Here is a 21,498-nt window from a genome sequence, read left to right on the forward strand (position 1 = left end):
CTAAGGTCTTTCTATTATGGTGAAAAAACAACAATCCCTACGAAGACAGCTTAAATTAAAGTATTTTCACGAAATCTTAATGAAACAAGGTCCTGCGTCCAGTCAATTAGAGCATCGTTATATTGCCAAACAAAACAACTCTAGTAACAATCTCAGAAGTTCTTTTTTGTACTTTTCTGTATAAGGTAATTTTCAAAAAACATCTCAATTTTTAAAAAACTCAGGTAAAATAACAAAAACAACGAGGTGAAATTAAAATGAATATTGATTTTGTAAAAGAAGGCAATATTGAAGACTTTTTCAAAGCAATGTCTAATGGAATGATAGCTCAAGACGAAAGTAAGTATTATTATCGTTTAAATTCAGGTAAATTAGAAGAAAGTCTTGATCTAAAAAGTTGGTTCGAGACAAACGAATTCAAATTCGGAACAATTAATGGGTCCTGGAAAATATTCAAACTATAGTTTCAAAGGATTAGTGTATAACTAATCCTTTTTTAGTTCCTAAATTATCAAGGTTTATAAAAGTTTCCTTTTTCTACGTTGTTTTTTATTTTTTCACCAATTAATCGTACTTCGTGTAAAATATTCTAAATCAAAAGGATTAAGGAGTGTTTCTAAAGTGATTTCAACTAAAGAATTAGACAATATGTTTATGAATTGTTTATATGAAAAAACTGAAGTAATCGATGGGAAAGTGCCTGAAGATGCTATTGTTGTTCAAGGAATTGTTAACTGCTTCGCTTTACACCCTTTACGCACGAGAATGTATAAAGAAACAATTAAAAAATATTTAGGAGAAATCTCAGTTGACTTATCTAAAGGCCAGCATTTTTTAAACCTTTGCTATGATAAAAAGAACTATCAATGGGGAGATCATCGTCAAGTAGAACAACTTGTTGTTCTTTCTATTGCCAATAATCTTTTAGAATATACTCTTCCAAAAGAGTACTGGGGGCTTACAAAAGGATTACCTTTTGTTATTACGACCAAAGAATAAACAATATTACAACTAACATAGAGAAAAAGGAGATAGAACTGATGACGCAAAAATACGATGATTTTTCTGCTCGAATGAAGGAATATGAAAAAGTGAACACCACATATCTAACCAAAAGAATGCCCATACTGATTAGGGTTGATGGTAAGGCATTTCATACATACACAAAAGGTATGGAAAAACCATTTGATAAGGATCTTGCTAGTGCGATGCAAGAAACAGCCAAATATCTTTGTAAAACTATGACTGGTTGCAAATTAGCTTATACTCAAAGTGATGAAATCACCCTCCTCTTAATAAATTACAATCCATTTAAATTTGGCACTGAAACTTATTATAATAATAATAAGACAAAAATAGAGACAATTGCTGCTTCAAAAGCAACTGTTGGTTTCAACCAAGTGATGTCAAAATTATATCCTGAAAAAGAATGGGCTGAATTTGATGCAAGAGCTTGGACCATACCAAAAGAAGAAGTTGCAAATGCCTTCATTTGGAGACAATTAGATGCTACAAAAAACAGCATCGCAATGGTTGCTCAAGCTCATTTCCACCAAAATAAACTTAACAATTTAAACGGGAAACAACTTCAAGAAAAGTTATGGCAAGAAAAACAAATCAATTGGAGCAAGCTTCCTATTTGGCAAAAACGCGGAGTAGCAATTATAAAAAAAGAAATTGTTAAGCAAGGGCAAACCCCCGATGGCAAAGCAACTCAAAGCATAAGACGCAAGTGGGATGTTGATTGGAATACTCCTGAGTTTACAAAGGACAGAGAATATATAGAAAAGTACGTGTATCCAGAAAAACAGGTTGTTAGTTTTTAGATCAAAGGGCTAACAAAAATACGATAAAATCATAAAGAGTTGAATTTATTCAGCTCTTTTTTTCTACTTATCATTGCAAACAGAGACAAAAAGAACCGAGTCATATCGGTCCTTGGAAGTTATAAATCAAATGCTTCAATAACCGCTTCTAATTCATCTTGTTTTATATGCATTGTATGTTCTTCTATCTGTAATTCATAACAAATATAAATATCTTCGTATGAGTTTAATGTAAATTTTTGATCTGTTATGTTTGTGTTAAAGCTATCTTCTGTCAAAAATAATTCAAAAGATAATGTGCGTATTTTCTTTAATGCTATTATTGATTTTTTGAAGTCATCCAATCGAAAACCGATTTTTCTTATGTAATCATCTTTTTCTGTTGGATGGTAAAGATTATCCTTATCCTCAAATTTCATAAATGCTATATCATTTATAACGGTAAACTCAATTTCTTCATTGTTTTTTTGATCTTGTAAAAATGCTTTCATTTCACCCTCCTAAGATTCTAATTTTTGTATCGTTATTTCCATTTCCCAATCTATTGCAACATTTTGATTGAAATTCAGATCAATAGCTTTTCCCTCTTTTCCGAACTGCTGAACTGAATGATTAAATAACATTCCATAATTCATTCCCCATCTTGTCCCGCCGGTAACTCGTTTTTCTGAAACAGCCATTATATAAGGACATATACTCGCCAACAAAATGTCTCTCTCCAGTAACCTCAAAATGTACCTTTGTTTTTTGTGTTTTGGTTTTCCGAACCGTTTATCTGCTTCCTTTGCAGACAGTTCAAAAGGATATATTAAACAACCGTTATTCTTAATTTTCTCTGCCAATTGTTGATTGGTTTTAGGATAAATCGGCTCATCTTCAGAAGTACTTAAAATGGCTATTGTTTTACCACCTGCATCAATTGCCCCTTGGTGAGCATAAGTATCGATTCCTTCAGCTAAACCTGATACAACGATCTTCCCCTTTTGAACAACCTTTTGAGCTAGATGATATGCAACAGCATATTCTTCTTTACTCGCTTTTCGGGGACCAATAATGGCAACACAATCCTCTATATTGAAGTCGCTCATCGTTCCAACCGCTTTCACAAATTTCACCTCCACACGACTTTATTATATTTTACAGGAATTCCACTTAATTGGTGAAATTCAAAATTATATTAATCCCCATTTGGTAACCAGGTAATATCCGCATTCTTGAGGATCGTGATTCGGAGAAATCATCATTCCTATTTTCCCGTTCTCACTGACAAGGTTTAAATCATAATTGTTATGCTGGTTCCATAAGTGTTCGAAGTTCTCTAGAGTCCATTTTAAATTCAACTTATAGACTGGACCGTAATCCAAACTAGACCACACGTATACAAACAATTTTTCTGGGATCCTTTTAAAGTTGCTAACAAATTTTAAAACTGATTTTTCATCATTAACATTTTTGGTGAATTTGTTTCTTTTCGATTGCTTATCTAATAGATCCATAATGATTTCTTCTCTTTCTGGAGATAAATAATATTCAGCATTTATGATTATTGTGCGTATGTCTTGAGGAATATTTCCAAGAAAATCTCTTCTGCTAATTCGTTGTTCAGAACCTCTTATACCCAAAAATGAATTTTGTTCTTTTTTCAAACTTTATCACCCCCCTCTTTTTTTAAATAAGAAATATCCGATTTCTTTTTTTAAACCTAAAATAAATAAGATTTAGCGTATTTAGCCTTAAATAGAAATATTCCTTATATGGGTGGGTTGATTAAATGGTTAATATGCCATTTGAAAAAATGGAGAACTATGGAGAAAAAAAGAATCGAACTTAAAATAAAAAAAGAAAAAGCCACTGTCTTCCACAACCAACAGCGTTTCTTCTTAGAAATATTCGATATCAAATCCAGATTAAGTTTATTTTCTAAGTTTTTATCACTTATCTTTGACTTAAGTTCACTCATTTGGTAGAAAACAATAAAGTTTGAAAAGGTGGTGAAGCAAATGTCTCATCTTCCAGGACAAGAACTAATCGATTATTCTTGGGATTTAATTGTGATATGTATTTTGATTGTTACTTTGATGTATGTATTCGGTCATATGATAATAGACACTGGTCTACCACAGTATTATGTAGAACGTTATTTTTTAACTTTAGTAGCAGCTATTATAGGATATCAAGGTCTGTTTTCCGTTCTTTTCTATATGGGTTTCCGAAAAACAATTTATATGTTTGGCGTTCCTGTTATTGATCTATCCTCAATGAAAACTTCTCTCTTCATCGAAAAACTAGAAATAACAACCAGTTCATCCGCTTTCATATTCTTCTTTCTCCTACTTTCCTCCATCCCGTTTCTCGCTGTATATCATAAGTTTTTCAGAGAAAAAACCGAATTCAGATATAACAAAATCTTAATTAAACCGTTCTTCACTACTCTTATTTGTATTTTGTTTTTGTCACTTATTTTATTGTTTACTTCGTTATCTGTCTAAGAAAGGAATGGACTTGCTGTTCCTTTTTTGACAGTGAATAATCAGGAAATTCCGATCTTTTCACTAATGAATTAGATGGGATGATAGTGATAAACCCCATACTTAAAAAAATGTTGTTTTAAAAAGAGATGCTATAGAAAAAGCTCCAATTTTTAAAGCAACATTGACACTCACTTTAAATCGCGAGGAGGAATAATACTGAAACAAAAAACAAATAAAAAAAAGACATTTACAAGGTTAATTAAGAATTTTATTTTCATCACTTTAGGAGCTTTACTTCTATCATTAGGCATTGAGCTCTTTCTAATTCCAAACTCAATGATTGATGGCGGAATTGTAGGTATATCAATTATGCTATCAAAAATCACCGGCATTAAATTGGCTTTGTTTCTAATGCTACTGAACGCTCCATTTGTTTATGTGGGTTATAAACAAGTTGGCCGCACATTTGCCATTCAAAGCTCATACGGTATTGTTGCAACTTCCGTCTTCACATTATTGTTTCATCATATTAAACCAGCAACAAACGATCCTTTACTGGCAGCTGTATTTGGTGGGATAATCGTAGGCGTAGGTGTAGGAACAGTTCTAAGGAGTTCCGGAAGTTTAGATGGCACTGAAATATTGGCTGTTCTAATAAGCACTAAAACTCCCTTTTCTGTAGGCAACGTTGTAATGTTTTTTAACTTGTTTATCTTAACAAGTGCCGGCTTTGTATTTGGTTGGCCCGGAGCAATGTACAGCTTAATCACATATTATATTGCTTCAAAAACAATGGATGTTGTGGTCCAAGGTATGAGTGAAACAAAATCAGTATGGATTATTAGCGACAACCATCTACAAATTGGCCAAGCTATTATGGATCGGTTAGGAAGAACTGTAACCTATCTCGAGGGCGAAGGAGCGTATTCTCAAGATAAAAAGAAAGTCATCTTTTGTATTATCAACCGGTTAGAAGAAGCAAAAATGAAAAGCATTGTTGACGATGTAGATAAAAATGCATTCCTAGCAGTTGGTTATGTAAACGATGTTAAAGGCGGCCAATTCAAGAAAAAGAACATCCACTAATCTGGGAAGTCATTATTTTCCGCTCAAATTAAACGGCAGCGCTCTTCATTAATTAAATCGATAGGTATGAGAAAAAAAGTTTTTTTTACCAAAAAAATTAATATAAAGATATAATTATAACTCAAACAAACAAGGAAGGATGTTTAGTATGAAGAATAAATTGAAAATAAATTCAGAACAAGGCGAAACATTATACGCCTATTTGTATATGGGATACTATGACAGACCGGTTGTTTCTTTCCAAACAACACCACATCCAGATTGGTCTCCTAACCCCTTTTGCTATGATTTCGATACTTTTCTTAACCTTGATAGGGGTTTGTTAATTGACTCACATATGAATAGACGCACAAGCATTAGTTTATCTACCATATTGCAAATCAAATCATTCATCAAAAATTACAAAGGAGAGTATTTAAAATCTTATTTGAGATCTGAAGTTAAATAATTTCATTTCAATAATTACGTTAAAGCGAAATTTCTGACGCATATATCATAAAAAAAGTTGGTGGTATACCAACTTTTTTATTTTTCAAAAATATCTTTAAACGCTGTTAGAGACATACCTGGCTCGATCCCAAAACGTTTAATTTTGTATACATCATCCCCTATGTTTACATATCCTTTATCCATTGTATATGCACTTGTAAATCCAACCTGCTTTAACGCTGAAACAGTTTTGAAATTAGATTGACCGAATGGATAAGAAAAAACCTTTGCATTAAGGAACTTTTTATTCAGGGTAAGATCCTGTTTAATCTGGCTGCTCGTTTTTGACAAAAGCATTGAACGTTTTTTCGAATCAATATTATGTAGGTTATTTGTATGTCCCTGAAATTCAAAAACGTCACTCATTCTTGCCATTTCTGTCTTAGATAAAGTTTGTAATTTAATAGGATTAAAATTTGAAGGCGTATTTGTAACTCTCGAAGTAATCATAAATTCCGTTGCCTTCATATTATTTGCTTTCAAAATAGGATACGCATAAAGATATACTGACTTTAAACCATCATCAAATGTAACTAATACGGTTTTAGCAGGTAAATTTAAGTTTCCACGTATATATTGCTCTAACTGACCAGTCGTTATTGTTTCGTAACCTTTTTGATGAAGGTAATCCATTTGAGCTTTAAATTCTTCCGGCGTCACAGTTTGATTATTCCTATGATTTGTGTTTTCACTCGCCTTTAATAAATGGTGGTACATTAAAACCGATACTCCTTTATCCTCTTTCACCTTAGAATTATGTACAAATCCTATTCTCCCGGATATATCAACCACCCACCAATTACCCGCTTTATAAAGGACAGGGTATCTTCTATTTTCTTTTATCGTAGCAAAATCAACTAATTTTCCGGATGTATTATCATATACCGGCGTATCTGTTATGGTCTTAATTGTTTTCTTAGAATTTTTATATTTCACATTAGCATTCTTATAAGAAGGATACTTCTCTTTAATTGAAGAAAGCTTAGAGACATAAGCAAATGAATTCCCCATTTTTATTTGGAACCAATTTTGGTTATAATCCTTATTCAACAAATATTGTTGATTTGATTTTAGGTATCCAACAACTTCTAATACGCCTTTTCTATTTTCGTATATCGGCGTTTTATCTTTTAAAATTTTAATGTATGTATTTGTTTCTAACGCCTTAGTCGGTTCACCTACTAGTGTTGGTAAAGATAAAGAAATTGCAAAAGTTGATATCAAAGCTGTTATCGTTTTTTTCATTTGTCCACCTCATCAGGTCTAATAATCAGAGATATACTATCCCCTTTTTCATAATAAATAAATTTTTTTCACTTTTTTTTATTTGGATATAAAATAAAGAAAAGATATTAAAGGAGAGCGGTCTAATGACTACATATGAAATAAATTCAAGAAATGAAGAACTTGCTAACGACATAATTGACTGGTTGAAAAAGAACCGCCTAAATACTGATACGCGTATCTATACAAACGGAAAAGCTTATGACACAAATAAAAACAAATGGTTAGATAATATGGATCCTTCCGAGTACGTCGAATACTACAATAAAGAAGGCATTACAATGACGTTCGAAAGTTCTCTATACAAAGTTTTAAATGATTATAGCTCGCCTAAATTATATGAAGAATTTAAATCTTTATTAGCTAAGTATGGAGCATATTTTATTCCAGGTTTTTCTTGGTCACTATCAATTTACTTCGATTAATATATTTAAAAACCTATCTGTTTAAGATAGGTTTTATTTTTTTATAATTATTTTGTAGCCAATTATTCAATATCTTCTATAAGAGTGTTATCAATCCCCTTTAGTTGACACCGTAGATTATATAGAGAATCACTGATATTTTGTAACGATATTCTTTCATCGTACAATACGTCTGCTGTTTTACGATCTTTCTCTATGATTTCTAATAATTTTAGAGCAGTTTGTATTTTTTCTTCTAATTTATTAGATTCAGCTATTGATACGATTTCTTCTAAAAGATTTTTAAATATTTCTTCTTTTTTCTCCATTAAACAAGCCCCCCTTTTGCATTAATGAAAAAGAAGCGTATTTAACCCGCTTCTTTTCAAAAAATAAATTCTTCAACCTATGGCGAGAGGTAAATCATTTTGTGAATTTTCAGGAGCTTCAATAAGTTCATAAATTAAGTCTGAGTTGTGTTTTTCTTTTCCATCAACCCCTGCTTTCATAACATTGGTTGCTTTATAAAATTCGGGTTCTCTTTTTAGCGTTGGATATAAGCCCATATCAACTTCTTCGATAACAGCATAATTATAGATGGTTTCGTTTATATCATTTTTATTATTTTCAACAATATCTCGCGCTTCTTCAATATCTTTAAATACACCTACTGTGCGTGTACTACCGAACTCGTAGTAGTCACCTTCATTTTTCTCTAACTTTTCAAAAGTGGTAACAAAGATAACTGTATCTTCTTTTTGGTTTCCAACACGGTCTTTTTTGTTCATATAGCCGCTCCTCTTTAAAAAAATATCTATATTCACATTATCCAGTTCTAAATAAAAAAACAAGCAATTTATACTTGTCTCTTCAGTAAAAAACTTAAAGTCCAACGGTCATATATTTAAAATCATCAGGTGTGTCTATTATTTTAAAAAACAATTCGTCAAAATCATTTTCTTCTTTGGGAGAAAGTGTACCATCACTATAAGTTTCGGAATATTTTTTTGTAAAAGGTCGCATACCTATAAAAATTTCTTCAATAATAACAAATTTATAGAGATTTCCACGAATAAATTTCTCTTGTTTTCTTAGATTACTACGGGCATCTTCGATATCTTCTGATACCCCAATAATCAGTTTGTCTCCAAGATCGTACTCCCCATTTTCTGTTTTTGATAATTTTTCAAAAGCTGTTACGAAGAAGATTGTTTTTTCTGTTGCTTCTTCTTTATCTAAGCCAATTAACATTTTATTTCGATGTTCTTTATAGAAATTCTCGGCGTCCTTAGCTTCATCAGCATTAAGTATTAAGATATCAGTTTCACCTGCTGTGGTCAGTTCCACTAATTTTTCCTCAATTCCCTCTCTCGATTTATTACCATCTAATTTGTATTCACCTAGAGAAGAATCTTCCCAACGTATTATAAAATTTTCGCTTTCAGGATCTTTAATTCTTTCGTTCATCACTTTTACTAATTCTTTTATTGTGGTTGGATACTTTTTGTTTTCCTCAATCACTTTATATATAGACAGCAAAGACTGATTGACATCTTTGTGTATTCTTTGGCCATCCAAATACGAAAGTAACTCGTTTAATTCTAGCCCTTCGTTTACGAAATAAACTTCTCCGTTAGCCATATAATATGGTGTAAAAACAATATATCTTTTCATTATTTTCCTCATCCTTTAATGTTATAGGAGTTAAAGATTTTAAAAGCAAGACATTTATAACGCCTTGCTCTTGCCTCCAACATTAACGTCCCGTTCCGTCCATAACATCGTTCATTTTTTTCATAATCAAATTGAAATTTTCGTACGCTTCTTGTTGTCTTTCTTTCTTTGTGATTATTAATTCGTTTATTTGATCATCCTCTTTTTTTATTTGCTGAGATATTCTTTCAACAAATTGAGAAGTTCTGTCTATCATATCCTTTACGTCCATTGATCTTTGAACTGTTTTATTATCTATTGTCTTCTTTAATAACTTTAAACGGTATGGCTCTATATTATTCGTTATGTCCCTGTTTTTTATAATCTTTTTCAATAGATATTTCCCCTTTTGACGTAAACGGTTTAAATATTGTATGTATGAGTCCAAGAACTACAAATGATGTTGCAATAAATATCACCAAATCAAACATTGAATTTATATTCATTATTTCACCACTTTTTTTAACGGAACATTTGATTTTGTTCTTCTTACTAGTAAATGAAAATGATTACTGAATTATATTACATATACAAACGAAATCGTAAAAAACTATATATTAGTTTTTTGTGAAGAATGCTTTTATACCATCCCATATGCTATTCATAAATGAAATGAAACTGTCTATGATGTTTTTTCCTTCATCAGAGTTAGCGAAATTATTCCATTTTTCTTTTGCTGATTCAAATGTTTTATTCACTTTATCCCAATCTATGTTTAGATCCTTAATTTTATTAAATAAGTCAACTAGTTGATCTAATTGGCTATCTGTTAGGGTAATTCCCATATCATTAGCAACTTTTTGTATAAGAGTTCTAATATCACTTTCAGATTTCGGATTTTCTTTAGCGATTTCTTCTTTAACCTTTTTCATAAACTCAACCGCTTTTTCTTGTCCGATGTCTTTATCTGAAGCCAATTTAGCTGTTGTAACCATTTCTTCGTTTGCAGCTTCTTTATTTTCCTCTTTTATCACTTTACCGCTTGATACCTCGTATGCTTTTATAATGCCCGTTAATGCTCCTGTTCCGGAAACTTCAAAAGGACTTGTCACATATACTTTAGCGTCAGTTATTCCAGCTGTAGACAAAGCATTTAAATACATATCATCAGTTATGTAATTAATGTTATTGCTCTCTACTACAAGGCCAGTATTCTTCTCTCCGAGTGTAATCTTTGCAGAAGAGATTGATTTAGATCCAATTTGAGCTTTAGGAATATAAGAGTCAAGATATTTATGTTCCTCATCGTTTGATACATAGACAATTTCTGTATCTTTTTCGTTTACTCCCATATCTTCTAACACTTTATTTTTTTGGTTAATACTTAAGTCTTCCCCTAAAGTAACGATTATATCCCCTGGTGACGCATCAGCTAATACAACCGAAGGGTTTGCTACGTTAATAACACTAGTAGCAAAAATAGCAACACCTATCCCGCAAACTAACTTTTTCACTCATAATCACCCCTCTTTGAGTTAATTATTAGTTCATTCTTTACTTATAAAGGCTATCCTTTAGAAGCAACATTTAAAAATAGCAGCAAGGGTTCATCCTCACTGCTATTTGAAATTCACTTTTTCAGTTCTTTCACAACATTTCCTATCTTGTCGTAAATGCACAAATCAAAGTAATCATCTAAATCTGTTTTTTCTTTATTAATCAATACTGTCGGTATATTCGTATCTCCTATATATTTAGGAATTGTATTAATTGGTCCTACTTCCAGAGAAGAACCCATAACGATGAATAAATCAGAATCGTATGCTGCACCGAGAGCCTGGTTAAAAGATTTAATCTGGTCCCCGTAAAGGACGACATCTGGTTTTAAAATAAATTCACATTTACTCTCTTTTGCATTTACTTTGTTACATCTTGGTATTTCATTTTCTCTAATATAATCTATATCATAAACAGTTTTACATTTAGGACAAGTAGCGGTCTGCAAAGTTCCGTGAACTTCAAATACATCTTTTGTCCCTGCTTTTGTATGCAAACCATCAATGTTCTGCGTGATGACAGTTATGTCTTTTCCGCTATTTTGCAACTGAGTAATAAAATAATGACCAGAGTTGGGTTCGTATTGTTGCAACAATTTTATCGAAAAAATTTCTTTGTAACTTTTCCAGAAATCTTTTGGATTACGGTTGAAATAAGATTTAGATATTAAACTTGCAAAGGACTGATTGTTTTTCCATAACCCGCCCGAACCTCTGAAATCAGGGATATTTGATTCGGTAGATGCCCCAGCACCTGTTAAAAACACGATCTTTTTAGCTTTATCAATAAGTTCTTTCAACTTTTTAATTTCGACTTGCTCCACATTTACACTTCCTCACCGAATAGATTGCAACACTTCATTGACCACATTCTCAAACACATCAAAAGGTATCTTTTTATTCATTATAAAACCTTCGACACTATTTTTTCTTGAATAGATTTTGATATTTAACCTTTTATGATGAAAATTCGGCAAAACCGCTGAACAGTTTGATGAATGATCGTTCTTTTTTTCCCATTCCCTTACTTTCTCCATCCATTCACAAGTGCATAGCTCATTTAGATTTCCATTGAAATTAGATTCAAATCCCATTGCTTCGGCTTCATTTTTGATTATTTTATCTAAACTACCATACTTTGCACCGAAATATATATAAAGGAGAGTTATCTCCGATATACTTCTGGTCGCGCAATTTTTTTGGTGATCCATTCCATAGACCTTTATATATTTTTCACAAAAACCGCAGCTGCATTCTTCTGAATATGGACGAAAAACAAACACGTCATTCTCATACTCTTTTTGTAAATTAAAATTTTCTTTTTTCTCCCCGTTGAGACTCGTTCTATAAAAAATATTTAAATATAACTTATTCCACTTATTTTCTTCTGGGAAAGGAAAAAATTCGTTTTTCAATATATTCCTCCTCTTGAATAATCAAAGTCAATTTTAATCTACATTATTTTTTATTCCTATTATCTACTTGCATCAAATTTCGACTAAAATCGACAAAATCTTATCATTTACAATATACAAACAATTTCTATATCAATAAACTTTTTTGGTGAATTCAAGTTTTATCTAGAAATCGATAAAGACTTGAATTAAAACAGTTAGTCGCAATGAAGAATGATTTGAATGATTTTTTTCAAGGGATAATCCTCAATTCAAAATAATGAAGTAATTAAGTCTTATTACTCTAGGAGTGAATCGTATTGAAAATAAAGACAAAGATTGTCTTATGGAGCTTATTGATATCTAATTTTGTTGTAGCTATGGACACGACTATATTAAATACAACCGGACCTCTAATTACGAAGGATATTGGCGGAGCGGGTTATTATGCTTGGATTTTCGCTATATATACCCTTTTATCTACGATTACAATTCCGATATTCGGGAAGTTAGCAGATAGATTGGGGAGAAAGAAATCATTTTTAATTTCTGTTTCATTGTTTACTTTGGCATCTTTCCTATGCGGGATTGCACAAACAATGCCTCAACTAATTATCTTTCGAGCAATAAAAGGAATAGCAGCTGGCGGAGTTCTTCCTTCTGCCGGTATTATTCTAGGAGATCTTTTAACTCTCAAAGAAAGAGGAAAGTATCAAGGACACTTTTCATTAATTTGGGCTGTTAGCGCTGTTTTAGGACCACTCTTAGGATCCTTTATTGTTGAATTTTCAAGTTGGAGATGGATATTTTTTATTAACATTCCACTAGGTCTTTTCATCTTAGCTTGCGTTTATTTTTATGATGAAACATTCGAAAAAATAAAAAGACCAATTAATTGGTTATCCGCTTTTCTTTTTTCGGTTGCTACAGTTTCATTACTGGCCGTCACAATAGATATAAGTTGGATCATTTATTTACTCCCTGTTTCAATTATTTCTTTATATTTCTTTTACCGATCAGAAAGAAAAACAACAAACCCTTTCCTCCCCTTATCTATGTTTAAAAACTTTCCTATTTTATTTTTTAATGTCAATACATTTTTATTTTTCTTCGCTTTATTTGGTTTGGAATCTTTTATTCCGTACTTCTTACAAGAAGCTCAAAATAGCAGTGTACTGATGAGCGGACTGGTTTTATCCGGAATAAGTATTGGTTGGATATTCTCTTCTTATCCATCCGGTAAGATTGTTTTGAATTACGGTTATAAAAGACCGGTTCTCATTGGCAATGTCATCATTACACTTTCCACTATCCCATTTTTCTTTTATTCAACTGACACTCCGTTTTACATTACATTTGCCATTTTAGCCATACAAGGATTTTGTTATGGTTTGATACAAACGATTTCTTCAATAGGTTCTTATGAATTATCAGCAAACGAAGATAAAGGATTTTCCTCTTCCCTGCAAAGCTTCTCAAGAAATATTGGAACAGCATTCAGCTTAGGTTATATGGGGACGCTTGTGTTAAAAGATCCATTCTACATATTGTATGCAGCTGCAACACTTTCTATCTTTTCTCTAGTTATTTCGATGATTTTAATTTATTCTAAACGCACAATATCATTTTAAAAGTAAAAACCGCTGACTTTTTCCTAGCGGTTTTTAACAATTACTCGCAGAATTCTCCTTCTATAATCTTTGATTTAGGAGGGGATGAATATGATCGTATAATTTTAGATTGGTCTCAACGGAAGATCAAACTTCAATGTCTGCTAAAACCTTCGCTTGTGTTCGCTTTGTCTATAAAATGCTAACCGAAAGAAAAAATAAAATAACCTACACTGGTAAGGTTAAAGAAAACCTCCCTCTTTCTGAACGTTTATTTGAATGTGTCTGCGGTAACATTATGGATCGAGATTGCAACGCAGCCATCAACATCAGAGAAGAAGGAAAAAGACTCCTACAAGCAGCCTAATTAATTTTATATACATCATAAGCCGTCGGAACCCAGGTTATAGCTCGGTCCATCTCGCTCCGTCACCATTTAGGCGGGGAGGTTCACGACAAAACAAAATATAAAATTAGAGATACCAAATTAAAACTAATTGTGATAAATAATTTAGTTTTAATTACATCAAATTCTCTTTCTTTTAGCCAAACAATGATGCAACATATCACGACTAGCACAGCTATAAAAAAGTTGATGATTGATATAACGATTCCATAATCCCCTAATACCTCTAACCAAGTTGGAGCCTCATAAAACAAAGTGCTTGCAACAATGAAAAATGAATAACTTAATAACAAAACTGACCAAGAAAAGATTAACCATAAATTAATGGTTTCTTCATAGTATCGATAAACTTTTTCCTTAATTAATACTCTAGATATCATAATTTTCTTCTCCCCTCTATCTTTTACAAAAATCATCTCATTGTTACTTACATTATTCATATTTAAAAAAACTTCAACCTATTGAGTTGAAGTTTTAATTTTCATATTCGATCTATGGAACTTTAACTTTTATATAATTTATAATAAATTAAACTAGCCTACTGTAGATATTTCAACAATGGTTACGCCGTTAATAGATTTTACCTCTTGGTATACATTTGTGGTATACCTTTTTTCGTAGGTTGATAATATATACTCTAGTTTTCTTTCCCCAGTACTTAAATCTTTAACTCTCACTTGATGGATCACAATATTCTTTCCTTTAATTTTTTTCTGGATGTCCTCAACGTTTACTGATTCTTCGACCACTATAGACATTTGCAGCTCTTTCTCTCTTAATCTTCCTGGTCCAACCATTTTAATTAAGGTTGGTACCAACTCCACGCAAACAATCATTAAAATAAAGGCAATTATAGCTTCTTTCCAAAATCCCGCTCCCACAGCTACTCCAAGTCCAGATGCACTCCAAATTAATGCAGCAGTCGTTAAACCAGTGACAGTTAACCCTTTCACCATTATTACACCTGCTCCCAGAAATCCTACACCAGAAATAATTTGGGCTGCTAAACGCAATGGATCCATTGTTATATGATTCGGCTTGTCAAATTGGTATGCTGATTGAATTGAAACGATTGTCACAAGACAGCTTGCAATACAAATAACAGTGCTAGTCTTTAATCCGAGCGGTTTTCTTTTCAATTCTCTTTCTAAACCTAATACCATACCAATTATCGCAGCAATGCTTAGTTTTAAAAAAACAGTAATCAACATTCTATACTCCTTTGATTTTTATGAAAAGAGGTGCACTTTTGAAATTTACAGGAACATTAAAATGGTCTTCTTTAAGAAAAAATAGTTTTTTTCTTAAAAAAACCTATTTTTTTGATCAATACAGCTCTTCAATTTTGTTATATAGAAAAGACTATTTGAAATTAAAGAACCATTTCCCTTTTCACATTGCACAAAATATTGAAGACTTCATTCTTATAAGTCTGTGTTGCCCATATAGCAAAATATTCACTTATAATAGTTTTTCTCATTACGGCAAATCCTTAAATATTAATAGCACTTCGGTTAATAACGAAACTCTTCGTATGAAATCTCCACCTTTTATTCAAGCAAATATCAATGATACTCTTCCTAATAGTTTTTCCGCTTGCCAACTTTGTAAAAATGAATTATCTTGTATGTTTTCAAGTAAAAAAATTTTCAAAGCAGACTATGATATTCACACATTTATCGAGACTTTGAAAACAAAAGGTTATTCTCACTCCACTGGATTACACAATGAATTCCAATCCTTATATGACGAAGAAGGTTATCTATATGAACAACCCATTAGTTTTTCCCATTTTATAGTCCTCCTTATTGTCGCTATCCCAATCATTATTTTTGCAACACCATTCTTTTTCGCAAGGTCTTTTATAGAAAACAAGAAAACAAGAAAATAATTTTTTTCCCCAAAAAAACGAAAAGCGAGTATCATTCTTTTACAAACCTAAAAGGAGCCTGTTACATATGATTAAAGAAATTATCGAGCAATCTAAAAGTTTAAATTACGTTCCAACAAAACAAGAGTTAAAAAACATCGAAAATACAATGAGTAAAATGCATTTTGATGAACCTATTATTATCTCTAAGTTTTTTAAATTTATTCTTTGAACTCGAAACAATGTATACATATTAAAAAGAGCTAGGGAATCCCCTAACTCTTTTTTTACAAGTTCAATTTTTTTGTTTTTTCTCCGAACATATCGAAAATGTCTTCTGCGATTTGATCTGCGCAATTTATGTAACTGAATTTTGATAAATTCTTTCTTTTTTCATTTATAACTTCCGGCTTAGACGACCATTCTTGTACAACTTTATCTAATTCGTTATCTTCATCTTGTGAATGTTGTTCTACCACTGTCATACCACCAAGTTTTTGAAATTGAAGTCCATTCATATATTGATGATTATCCATTGAATTAGGAAGCGGAACAATTATCGAAGGAATTTCGGCATTGGCTAATTCGAATAAACTACTTGTTCCACCTCTGGTAATTACAAACTTGGCCTTTTTATACATAGCTACAATATCAACAAATCCATATACATTCAGAGATTTAAGACCTTTTTTTTCGACTATTTCTTTTGTTTTCTCTTCATTCTTTTTTCCAGCTTGCAGATGTATGTTAATTTTAGGATTTTTTTCTGCAAACGAAACGGCCCACTCGTTTAGGAATTCAGATCCTCCGCTTCCACCTAATACAACAACATCATTTCCTGGATCAATTTTTTCATTGATTGGTACAGGATTTCCGTAAACTTTTCCTTTCCTGTCATTTTTTACGTTGATTGTGTTGGCGAAAGAAAAGTAAACTTCCAACGCATCCTTGACAAATAATTTATTAACTCTTCCCATAACGGTATTTTGTTCGTGAATAAAATACGGAATGGCAAGCATCTTTGCTGCAACGAGCACAGGTGCGGTTACAAATCCCCCAGTACTCACAATAAAATCTGGTCCAATGTTCTTTAAATGCCTGTAAGCTTGATTGATTCCTTTGAAGTTTCTCAGAATAAAATTTTTCCACTTTTCGAAAGGTTTATCACCTTCCATCCCTTGTGAATTGATATGGAAAAATGGATAACTCGCCTTGCTTGCTAAATCCTTTTCAATAAAATTTTCATTCCCTAAGTAAAAAATAGAAGCGTTATATTTCTTCTCTAATGATTTTGCGATTGATATAGCTGGAGTGATGTGTCCGGCTGTACCACCGCCAGTAACTACGACTTTGAATGGTTTAATCATTTTCTCACCTTTCGAATTTTTTATCTTTCATTATATTCTTCAATTAGTTCAAAAAAAATAATAGACGCTATGATTTAGCGCCTATTCATTCAAAAATGTTAATGTTTTTTCATATTCCAAATATTTATCTAGTTTGTTTTGCACTTTTATATAATTAGGTTCATTCTTGGCTAAAACCAAACTGTAAATATTTTTATCATATATTCTAAAAGCAAATATTACTTCCTCGTTTTCTCCTTCATCATTTTTATATTTTATTATATCTATTTTTTGATTCCCTTTATATCCACCTACAAGAGCGGATAATCCGATACGGTTGATTTTCGTTTTCTTTACTTTTCCCTCGTATTTTAATTTGTATATAGGATGAATTTCGTCCTCATCAAGGGGTTCACCTTTTTTATCATATGGATCTATCATTAAGTCTCCATTGTTATCATATAAATATACGTCATTAACTGCTGCTGGATAGTCGCTTAAAATCTCATATAAATCTTCTGCATCCAAATTAATAGTTTCAACAATTTCTTCATCTCTTTGTTTTATACTTGGGGAAAAGGAATCCCTTTGATTAAGTATAAAAAGTTGTCTTACAGTTAAACTTTCATTTTTTTTGTGTTTATTTTCTACTCTGATATAAAGTTCACCTTTTTTAGAACATTGAGACATTTGATTAACTGTGCTCTTTGTCCATAATATATGTTTTTTAAGTTGTTCGATATAATCCAAAGGGAAAATAAATTTAGGAAAGTCCTCTACTAAATTAAACCTTTTGAAATAGATAGGCGTTTTAATTGATACTTCATAACCACCAATTTCAATACTATTCACTTCTTTTGAAGAAAATTTCACTATATCTTCTATCAAACTGATAAATAGATCTGGATCTTTCATTGATATGTATGGAAGTTTTTCTAAAGGGAATTTACCCTGTATATGTTTAATAATTGCCTTTTTACCATTTGAACTAATCAATATATCGTCATCGTTTTCTTTTGAAAATGTTAAATCCAATTCCTTTATCTTTCCACCAGCTAAATCAGACATATCAGTAGGATTAGCGACAAACGATATTTCCTTTTCTAAAGGCTCATTTGTTTTTATATGATGAAAATATTTAATCCCCTTATCATCTCTTTGCGTATAAAATAACACATCTGTATCTGTAAAAGATCTTATCCAAATTTGCGGATTGCTTTTGTTATCACAAATTTTTCTGCATATATCTACAGCCTTTTTAAAAATGGTTCTTGTAAATTTAACTTTCAATGAATCTCACCTCTTTTAAAAGCATACTTGTAGTTTTTATTATAGCATCCTTTTATTTATTTTTTGATTATAATAATTTTATAGAAAAAACAAGAAAGTTGGCAAAGATATGAGTGAAGTACATCGATTTTTCTTTCCTTTCACAGGAAAGGTTAAAACACAATTGAAAATTGTTTCAAAAAAAGACGGAAGCTTAGGCTTGGTGAAACCCAAAAACGTCAAAAAATTTGAAAGAGAAATAAGAAAATACTTATCTATAGCTTTCCCTCCTGAAATTAGACCTCTCAGCGGATATATAGAATTAACCTTAAATCATTACACAAAGTTTAAACGAGACCCAAAAACAAGCTTATTAGTTCCTGAGCATTATGCACAGTTCGATTTGGATAACTTGTTAAAAACTGTACAAGACTGTTTTCAACCTGTAAAAAGGAAAATGACTAAATTTAATGATGATGGGACACCTATGTTAACAGCTAAAGGTAACCCTTCTTATGAATGGATCGAGATTGAGCCTGGTGTAATTTCAGATGACAAGTTTGTGTACAGGGATTCTTCCAATTGGGTTCCAGTAAACGAAAAAACATTGGAAGGTGTTGAAGTCTTTATACGCCTTATGACAGAAGCTGAACTATTTCAACCGATAATACCATCTGGAACTATTATTAATTATGAAATTAAATTATAAAAAAAGAAGCCCGTAGTCGGGTTTCTTTTTACCAGGTAACTTTTCCTGAGTTAGTAGTCGTATCAACATTTGAGCTTCCGCTTCCGCTACCAGTGATACCTTTATCTATGTTGTCCACCATTTGGTTAAACCAGCTCGCAAGATTTTTACGAAGTTGTGGGAACAATAGTGCAGCTGCTACTGCTGCGATTGCAATTAGAATGAGATACTCTACAAGTCCCCCGTCTTTTTCTTTCGCGAATTTAGTTAATAAGTTTTTCATCATTTTCTGGCACCTCCCTTTTAGTACATAAGTTTTATAACTCATTTTCTACATAATGCAATAAAAAAAAATATTTATTTGAAGTATTATTTTCTTGTTTTTTAGAACACAATCATTTTTCCGTGTTATATTTCAAAAAAAGTTGATTTATCTAAGGAGAAGATATTATGACAACAGAAAGTTGCAATGAAAAAGATTCATTGACCCTTATGTGGACGAAAGTGTTTGAATATTATCCTAACGTACAGCTCTTAAAAGTGAGAAATTTTGATGATTCTTTAAAAAACGACTTTAACTTTGGATTTTTTTTTGGAATAACAACAAAACGAGGCAAATTTAACTTTGTAGGTTTTACGCTTAAACTAAAAAAAAATACAATTTCTATAAGATCATCAGCATCCCCCACTAAAGAAATGAGATTAATTATTAGTGAATTAATCGATAAAACTTTGGAAAATATAGATCTTTTAAATCCATCATATTTGTTAGTTAATATGTTCGGAAAGAAGGTGTATCCACCGTTTTATATTCCCAAAGACAAAAGGATCTCCAAAAAAAGAAAATCAGGCGTTAAAAAAGCAGATATTCTTACCAAGAAAGAAGAAATACTAGATTTTCATTCCTTGTTAAAAACAAAAACTTTTAAGAATCGTGTTTACCACCCTGATGAATTTAGAGCATTTCTAGTAGGTGGGTTTGGTGCGAAACATTTAGCAGATTTACTCCTAAGTCTTGGAATTGTTAAAAAAATTGATAAATGGGATAATTATCACAAAATTGAGTTTAACGTGGACGATTATGTCGGCGATCTATACTCAGTAATGGATGAGTGGGAAAATTTCATTCGAAAAGAAATCGGTTTAAAAAAATGCTATGTTCATACTTGGTATATGGATTGAATAAACATTAAAAACTTACTAAAAATCTTTTTAGTAAGTTTTTTTCATTGTTTATCGAAAATATAATATGATTTAAAAAAACAAAAGAGAAAGGCACATCGAAGATGAACATCAACTTAAAACAAAATGAACCGTTTCTTGCCCCATATGCAACTATCCCTTATATGTTTAATGGTACCTATTATTCTTACATTAAAGGAATTTCGTGTTTCGCTTCATTTTTGTTAAACAAACAAAAAGGCGAAATTTTTGAAGATACCATATGTTATATAATCCCCTCTGAAGGTGTTTATAAAGAGTTAAGTATAACTGGTAGTTTAACAATCGAAGATCGTTTGTCAAAGACAGAAAATTTCTTTGAAAAACACTTTGGTTTTTTCAAAAAAGTTCAGTTTAATGACCCTGTGCAATTATTTGTATACACGTCATTTTTAGATCAATTAGCCACAGATTGTTTTCAATACATAGAATATAGAGATCCTAAAAGAAATGATTATCGCAATGCCTTTCGTCTCATCGATTTCAATGCTTTAGGAAAAAACATACCGGAAAATAAGATACTTACATATAAAAATGAATTATTAGAATTGATATACCATCGTCTACCGAATGTTTATTTTTCACTCATCTTTTAACAATTATTCGCGAGAATTCCCCTTCTATAATCTTTGATTTAGGAGGGGATGAATCGCTTTTTTTTATTTGCTTCAAGCTGTCTTGTTGCAATGTTTTAGTAACCTTATATAAAATAAAACAGAACATTTGTTTCGAGGAGGTGACGGATATGTCCCAAGTTAAGAAAAATAAAGCTTATAAATTTAGATTGGTTCCAACAGAAGAACAAGCTTCAATGTTCGCTAAAACCTTCGGTTGTGTTCGATTTGTCTATAACAAAATGTTAGCCGAACGAAAAGATACATATAAAACTTATAAAAACGATAAAGAAACGCTTAAAAAAATAAAA

31 protein-coding genes are annotated in these 21,498 nt (G+C 31.5%); 15 read left to right on the forward strand and 16 right to left on the reverse strand.

What is annotated here, in order from left to right; translation table 11 throughout:
• Positions 1–257 precede the first annotated feature (257 nt).
• The 3 genes from AAGG74_RS19170 (at position 258) to AAGG74_RS19180 (ending at position 1,826) form a co-directional block, all read left to right on the forward strand.
• Positions 258–464 carry a hypothetical protein gene (locus tag AAGG74_RS19170; RefSeq protein WP_429676817.1) on the forward strand — a complete coding sequence of 69 codons (207 nt, stop codon included), beginning with the start codon at positions 258–260 and terminating at the stop codon, positions 462–464.
• A gap of 157 nt (positions 465–621) precedes the next feature.
• A complete protein-coding gene (locus tag AAGG74_RS19175) occupies positions 622–999 on the forward strand; it encodes a hypothetical protein (RefSeq protein WP_429676818.1) in 378 nt (125 codons plus the stop codon).
• Between the two features lie 41 nt (positions 1,000–1,040).
• A complete protein-coding gene (locus AAGG74_RS19180) occupies positions 1,041–1,826 on the forward strand; it encodes a tRNA(His) guanylyltransferase Thg1 family protein (RefSeq protein WP_429676819.1) in 786 nt (261 codons plus the stop codon).
• A gap of 119 nt (positions 1,827–1,945) precedes the next feature.
• Here AAGG74_RS19180 and AAGG74_RS19185 read toward each other — a convergent pair whose 3' ends face one another.
• From AAGG74_RS19185 to AAGG74_RS19195, 3 genes are all read right to left on the reverse strand, one after another.
• Positions 1,946–2,317 carry a hypothetical protein gene (locus tag AAGG74_RS19185; RefSeq protein WP_429676820.1) on the reverse strand — a complete coding sequence of 124 codons (372 nt, stop codon included), beginning with the start codon at positions 2,315–2,317 and terminating at the stop codon, positions 1,946–1,948.
• Between the two features lie 9 nt (positions 2,318–2,326).
• Entirely contained in the window at positions 2,327–2,932 is a 606-nt protein-coding gene (locus tag AAGG74_RS19190) for a DNA-processing protein DprA (RefSeq protein WP_429676821.1), read from the reverse strand.
• Between the two features lie 66 nt (positions 2,933–2,998).
• Positions 2,999–3,472: a hypothetical protein gene (locus AAGG74_RS19195; protein ID WP_429676822.1), complete on the reverse strand. Its 474-nt coding sequence runs from the start codon at positions 3,470–3,472 to the stop codon at positions 2,999–3,001.
• 354 nt (positions 3,473–3,826) lie between these two features.
• On the opposite strand from AAGG74_RS19195, the gene AAGG74_RS19200 reads away from it, so the two are divergent.
• The 3 genes from AAGG74_RS19200 to AAGG74_RS19210 all read left to right on the forward strand — a co-directional run bounded on the left by AAGG74_RS19200 (position 3,827) and on the right by AAGG74_RS19210 (position 5,831).
• A complete protein-coding gene (locus AAGG74_RS19200) occupies positions 3,827–4,315 on the forward strand; it encodes a hypothetical protein (protein ID WP_429676823.1) in 489 nt (162 codons plus the stop codon).
• Positions 4,316–4,507: 192 nt separating this feature from the next.
• A complete protein-coding gene (locus AAGG74_RS19205; protein WP_429676873.1) occupies positions 4,508–5,383 on the forward strand; it encodes a YitT family protein in 876 nt (291 codons plus the stop codon).
• Between the two features lie 148 nt (positions 5,384–5,531).
• Positions 5,532–5,831 (forward strand): hypothetical protein, encoded by a 300-nt coding sequence (locus AAGG74_RS19210; RefSeq protein WP_429676824.1) that lies wholly within the window; start codon positions 5,532–5,534, stop codon positions 5,829–5,831.
• 77 nt (positions 5,832–5,908) lie between these two features.
• Here AAGG74_RS19210 and AAGG74_RS19215 read toward each other — a convergent pair whose 3' ends face one another.
• Positions 5,909–7,117, reverse strand: a complete 1,209-nt coding sequence (locus AAGG74_RS19215) for a polysaccharide deacetylase family protein (protein WP_429676825.1) — start codon at positions 7,115–7,117, stop codon at positions 5,909–5,911.
• Between the two features lie 125 nt (positions 7,118–7,242).
• Here AAGG74_RS19215 and AAGG74_RS19220 point away from each other — a divergent pair, with 125 nt between their 5' ends.
• Positions 7,243–7,581: a hypothetical protein gene (locus AAGG74_RS19220; RefSeq protein ID WP_429676826.1), complete on the forward strand. Its 339-nt coding sequence runs from the start codon at positions 7,243–7,245 to the stop codon at positions 7,579–7,581.
• Between the two features lie 62 nt (positions 7,582–7,643).
• Here the strand turns inward: AAGG74_RS19220 and AAGG74_RS19225 are convergent, their stop codons facing one another.
• The 7 genes from AAGG74_RS19225 to AAGG74_RS19255 all read right to left on the reverse strand — a co-directional run bounded on the left by AAGG74_RS19225 (position 7,644) and on the right by AAGG74_RS19255 (position 12,184).
• On the reverse strand, positions 7,644–7,889 hold the full coding sequence (locus AAGG74_RS19225; RefSeq protein WP_429676827.1) for a hypothetical protein: 246 nt from the start codon (positions 7,887–7,889) through the stop codon (positions 7,644–7,646).
• A 72-nt stretch (positions 7,890–7,961) separates the two neighbouring features.
• A complete protein-coding gene (locus tag AAGG74_RS19230) occupies positions 7,962–8,348 on the reverse strand; it encodes a hypothetical protein (protein ID WP_429676828.1) in 387 nt (128 codons plus the stop codon).
• A 94-nt stretch (positions 8,349–8,442) separates the two neighbouring features.
• Positions 8,443–9,234, reverse strand: a complete 792-nt coding sequence (locus AAGG74_RS19235) for a hypothetical protein (protein WP_429676829.1) — start codon at positions 9,232–9,234, stop codon at positions 8,443–8,445.
• 82 nt (positions 9,235–9,316) lie between these two features.
• Complete coding sequence (locus tag AAGG74_RS19240) at positions 9,317–9,607, reverse strand: hypothetical protein (protein WP_429676830.1); 291 nt, start codon at positions 9,605–9,607, stop codon at positions 9,317–9,319.
• Between the two features lie 223 nt (positions 9,608–9,830).
• The gene (locus AAGG74_RS19245) at positions 9,831–10,727 is read right to left on the reverse strand and encodes a DUF1002 domain-containing protein (RefSeq protein WP_429676831.1); all 897 of its coding nucleotides are present in this window, start codon (positions 10,725–10,727) and stop codon (positions 9,831–9,833) included.
• 116 nt (positions 10,728–10,843) lie between these two features.
• Positions 10,844–11,593, reverse strand: a complete 750-nt coding sequence (locus AAGG74_RS19250; RefSeq protein ID WP_429676832.1) for an NAD-dependent protein deacylase — start codon at positions 11,591–11,593, stop codon at positions 10,844–10,846.
• A 12-nt stretch (positions 11,594–11,605) separates the two neighbouring features.
• The gene (locus AAGG74_RS19255) at positions 11,606–12,184 is read right to left on the reverse strand and encodes a hypothetical protein (RefSeq protein WP_429676833.1); all 579 of its coding nucleotides are present in this window, start codon (positions 12,182–12,184) and stop codon (positions 11,606–11,608) included.
• A gap of 299 nt (positions 12,185–12,483) precedes the next feature.
• Here AAGG74_RS19255 and AAGG74_RS19260 point away from each other — a divergent pair, with 299 nt between their 5' ends.
• The gene (locus AAGG74_RS19260; RefSeq protein ID WP_429676834.1) at positions 12,484–13,794 is read left to right on the forward strand and encodes an MFS transporter; all 1,311 of its coding nucleotides are present in this window, start codon (positions 12,484–12,486) and stop codon (positions 13,792–13,794) included.
• A gap of 109 nt (positions 13,795–13,903) precedes the next feature.
• Positions 13,904–14,140: a zinc ribbon domain-containing protein gene (locus tag AAGG74_RS19265; protein WP_429676835.1), complete on the forward strand. Its 237-nt coding sequence runs from the start codon at positions 13,904–13,906 to the stop codon at positions 14,138–14,140.
• Positions 14,141–14,223: 83 nt separating this feature from the next.
• Here the strand turns inward: AAGG74_RS19265 and AAGG74_RS19270 are convergent, their stop codons facing one another.
• A complete protein-coding gene (locus AAGG74_RS19270) occupies positions 14,224–14,619 on the reverse strand; it encodes a hypothetical protein (protein WP_429676836.1) in 396 nt (131 codons plus the stop codon).
• 93 nt (positions 14,620–14,712) lie between these two features.
• Complete coding sequence (locus tag AAGG74_RS19275) at positions 14,713–15,390, reverse strand: MgtC/SapB family protein (protein WP_429676837.1); 678 nt, start codon at positions 15,388–15,390, stop codon at positions 14,713–14,715.
• Positions 15,391–15,428: 38 nt separating this feature from the next.
• Here AAGG74_RS19275 and AAGG74_RS19280 point away from each other — a divergent pair, with 38 nt between their 5' ends.
• Together AAGG74_RS19280 and AAGG74_RS19285 are read left to right on the forward strand one after the other, a co-directional pair.
• Positions 15,429–16,070: a hypothetical protein gene (locus tag AAGG74_RS19280; protein ID WP_429676838.1), complete on the forward strand. Its 642-nt coding sequence runs from the start codon at positions 15,429–15,431 to the stop codon at positions 16,068–16,070.
• A gap of 67 nt (positions 16,071–16,137) precedes the next feature.
• Positions 16,138–16,281: a hypothetical protein gene (locus AAGG74_RS19285; RefSeq protein ID WP_429676839.1), complete on the forward strand. Its 144-nt coding sequence runs from the start codon at positions 16,138–16,140 to the stop codon at positions 16,279–16,281.
• Positions 16,282–16,336: 55 nt separating this feature from the next.
• Here AAGG74_RS19285 and AAGG74_RS19290 read toward each other — a convergent pair whose 3' ends face one another.
• A complete protein-coding gene (locus AAGG74_RS19290; protein WP_429676840.1) occupies positions 16,337–17,416 on the reverse strand; it encodes a UDP-N-acetylglucosamine--N-acetylmuramyl-(pentapeptide) pyrophosphoryl-undecaprenol N-acetylglucosamine transferase in 1,080 nt (359 codons plus the stop codon).
• Between the two features lie 81 nt (positions 17,417–17,497).
• Complete coding sequence (locus tag AAGG74_RS19295) at positions 17,498–18,685, reverse strand: hypothetical protein (protein WP_429676841.1); 1,188 nt, start codon at positions 18,683–18,685, stop codon at positions 17,498–17,500.
• 109 nt (positions 18,686–18,794) lie between these two features.
• Here AAGG74_RS19295 and AAGG74_RS19300 point away from each other — a divergent pair, with 109 nt between their 5' ends.
• On the forward strand, positions 18,795–19,373 hold the full coding sequence (locus AAGG74_RS19300) for a RusA family crossover junction endodeoxyribonuclease (protein WP_429676842.1): 579 nt from the start codon (positions 18,795–18,797) through the stop codon (positions 19,371–19,373).
• Between the two features lie 28 nt (positions 19,374–19,401).
• Here the strand turns inward: AAGG74_RS19300 and AAGG74_RS19305 are convergent, their stop codons facing one another.
• A complete protein-coding gene (locus AAGG74_RS19305; RefSeq protein WP_429676843.1) occupies positions 19,402–19,638 on the reverse strand; it encodes a hypothetical protein in 237 nt (78 codons plus the stop codon).
• 164 nt (positions 19,639–19,802) lie between these two features.
• Between AAGG74_RS19305 and AAGG74_RS19310 the strand changes: the two genes are divergently transcribed.
• From AAGG74_RS19310 to AAGG74_RS19320, 3 genes are all read left to right on the forward strand, one after another.
• The gene (locus tag AAGG74_RS19310; RefSeq protein ID WP_429676844.1) at positions 19,803–20,534 is read left to right on the forward strand and encodes a hypothetical protein; all 732 of its coding nucleotides are present in this window, start codon (positions 19,803–19,805) and stop codon (positions 20,532–20,534) included.
• A 104-nt stretch (positions 20,535–20,638) separates the two neighbouring features.
• Positions 20,639–21,169 (forward strand): hypothetical protein, encoded by a 531-nt coding sequence (locus tag AAGG74_RS19315; RefSeq protein ID WP_429676845.1) that lies wholly within the window; start codon positions 20,639–20,641, stop codon positions 21,167–21,169.
• Positions 21,170–21,318: 149 nt separating this feature from the next.
• Positions 21,319–21,498 (forward strand): helix-turn-helix domain-containing protein (locus tag AAGG74_RS19320; protein WP_429676846.1); only part of this gene is annotated, 180 nt, incomplete at its 3' end.

It is taken from the genome of Bacillus mexicanus, from assembly GCF_050445615.1.
Taxonomy (GTDB): domain Bacteria; phylum Bacillota; class Bacilli; order Bacillales; family Bacillaceae; genus Bacillus; species Bacillus mexicanus.

Bases quoted from the DNA above. Each gene is read 5' to 3' on its own strand.
- AAGG74_RS19170 (WP_429676817.1), top strand. From the start codon at position 258: ATGAATATTGATTTTGTAAAAGAAGGCAATATTGAAGACTTTTTCAAA.
- AAGG74_RS19180 (WP_429676819.1), top strand. From the start codon at position 1,041: ATGACGCAAAAATACGATGATTTTTCTGCTCGAATGAAGGAATATGAA.
- AAGG74_RS19185 (WP_429676820.1), bottom strand. From the start codon at position 2,317: ATGAAAGCATTTTTACAAGATCAAAAAAACAATGAAGAAATTGAGTTT.
- AAGG74_RS19200 (WP_429676823.1), top strand. From the start codon at position 3,827: ATGTCTCATCTTCCAGGACAAGAACTAATCGATTATTCTTGGGATTTA.
- AAGG74_RS19210 (WP_429676824.1), top strand. From the start codon at position 5,532: ATGAAGAATAAATTGAAAATAAATTCAGAACAAGGCGAAACATTATAC.
- AAGG74_RS19215 (WP_429676825.1), bottom strand. From the start codon at position 7,117: ATGAAAAAAACGATAACAGCTTTGATATCAACTTTTGCAATTTCTTTA.
- AAGG74_RS19220 (WP_429676826.1), top strand. From the start codon at position 7,243: ATGACTACATATGAAATAAATTCAAGAAATGAAGAACTTGCTAACGAC.
- AAGG74_RS19225 (WP_429676827.1), bottom strand. From the start codon at position 7,889: ATGGAGAAAAAAGAAGAAATATTTAAAAATCTTTTAGAAGAAATCGTA.
- AAGG74_RS19230 (WP_429676828.1), bottom strand. From the start codon at position 8,348: ATGAACAAAAAAGACCGTGTTGGAAACCAAAAAGAAGATACAGTTATC.
- AAGG74_RS19235 (WP_429676829.1), bottom strand. From the start codon at position 9,234: ATGAAAAGATATATTGTTTTTACACCATATTATATGGCTAACGGAGAA.
- AAGG74_RS19270 (WP_429676836.1), bottom strand. From the start codon at position 14,619: ATGAATAATGTAAGTAACAATGAGATGATTTTTGTAAAAGATAGAGGG.
- AAGG74_RS19275 (WP_429676837.1), bottom strand. From the start codon at position 15,390: ATGTTGATTACTGTTTTTTTAAAACTAAGCATTGCTGCGATAATTGGT.
- AAGG74_RS19285 (WP_429676839.1), top strand. From the start codon at position 16,138: ATGATTAAAGAAATTATCGAGCAATCTAAAAGTTTAAATTACGTTCCA.
- AAGG74_RS19290 (WP_429676840.1), bottom strand. From the start codon at position 17,416: ATGATTAAACCATTCAAAGTCGTAGTTACTGGCGGTGGTACAGCCGGA.
- AAGG74_RS19300 (WP_429676842.1), top strand. From the start codon at position 18,795: ATGAGTGAAGTACATCGATTTTTCTTTCCTTTCACAGGAAAGGTTAAA.
- AAGG74_RS19305 (WP_429676843.1), bottom strand. From the start codon at position 19,638: ATGATGAAAAACTTATTAACTAAATTCGCGAAAGAAAAAGACGGGGGA.
- AAGG74_RS19310 (WP_429676844.1), top strand. From the start codon at position 19,803: ATGACAACAGAAAGTTGCAATGAAAAAGATTCATTGACCCTTATGTGG.
- AAGG74_RS19315 (WP_429676845.1), top strand. From the start codon at position 20,639: ATGAACATCAACTTAAAACAAAATGAACCGTTTCTTGCCCCATATGCA.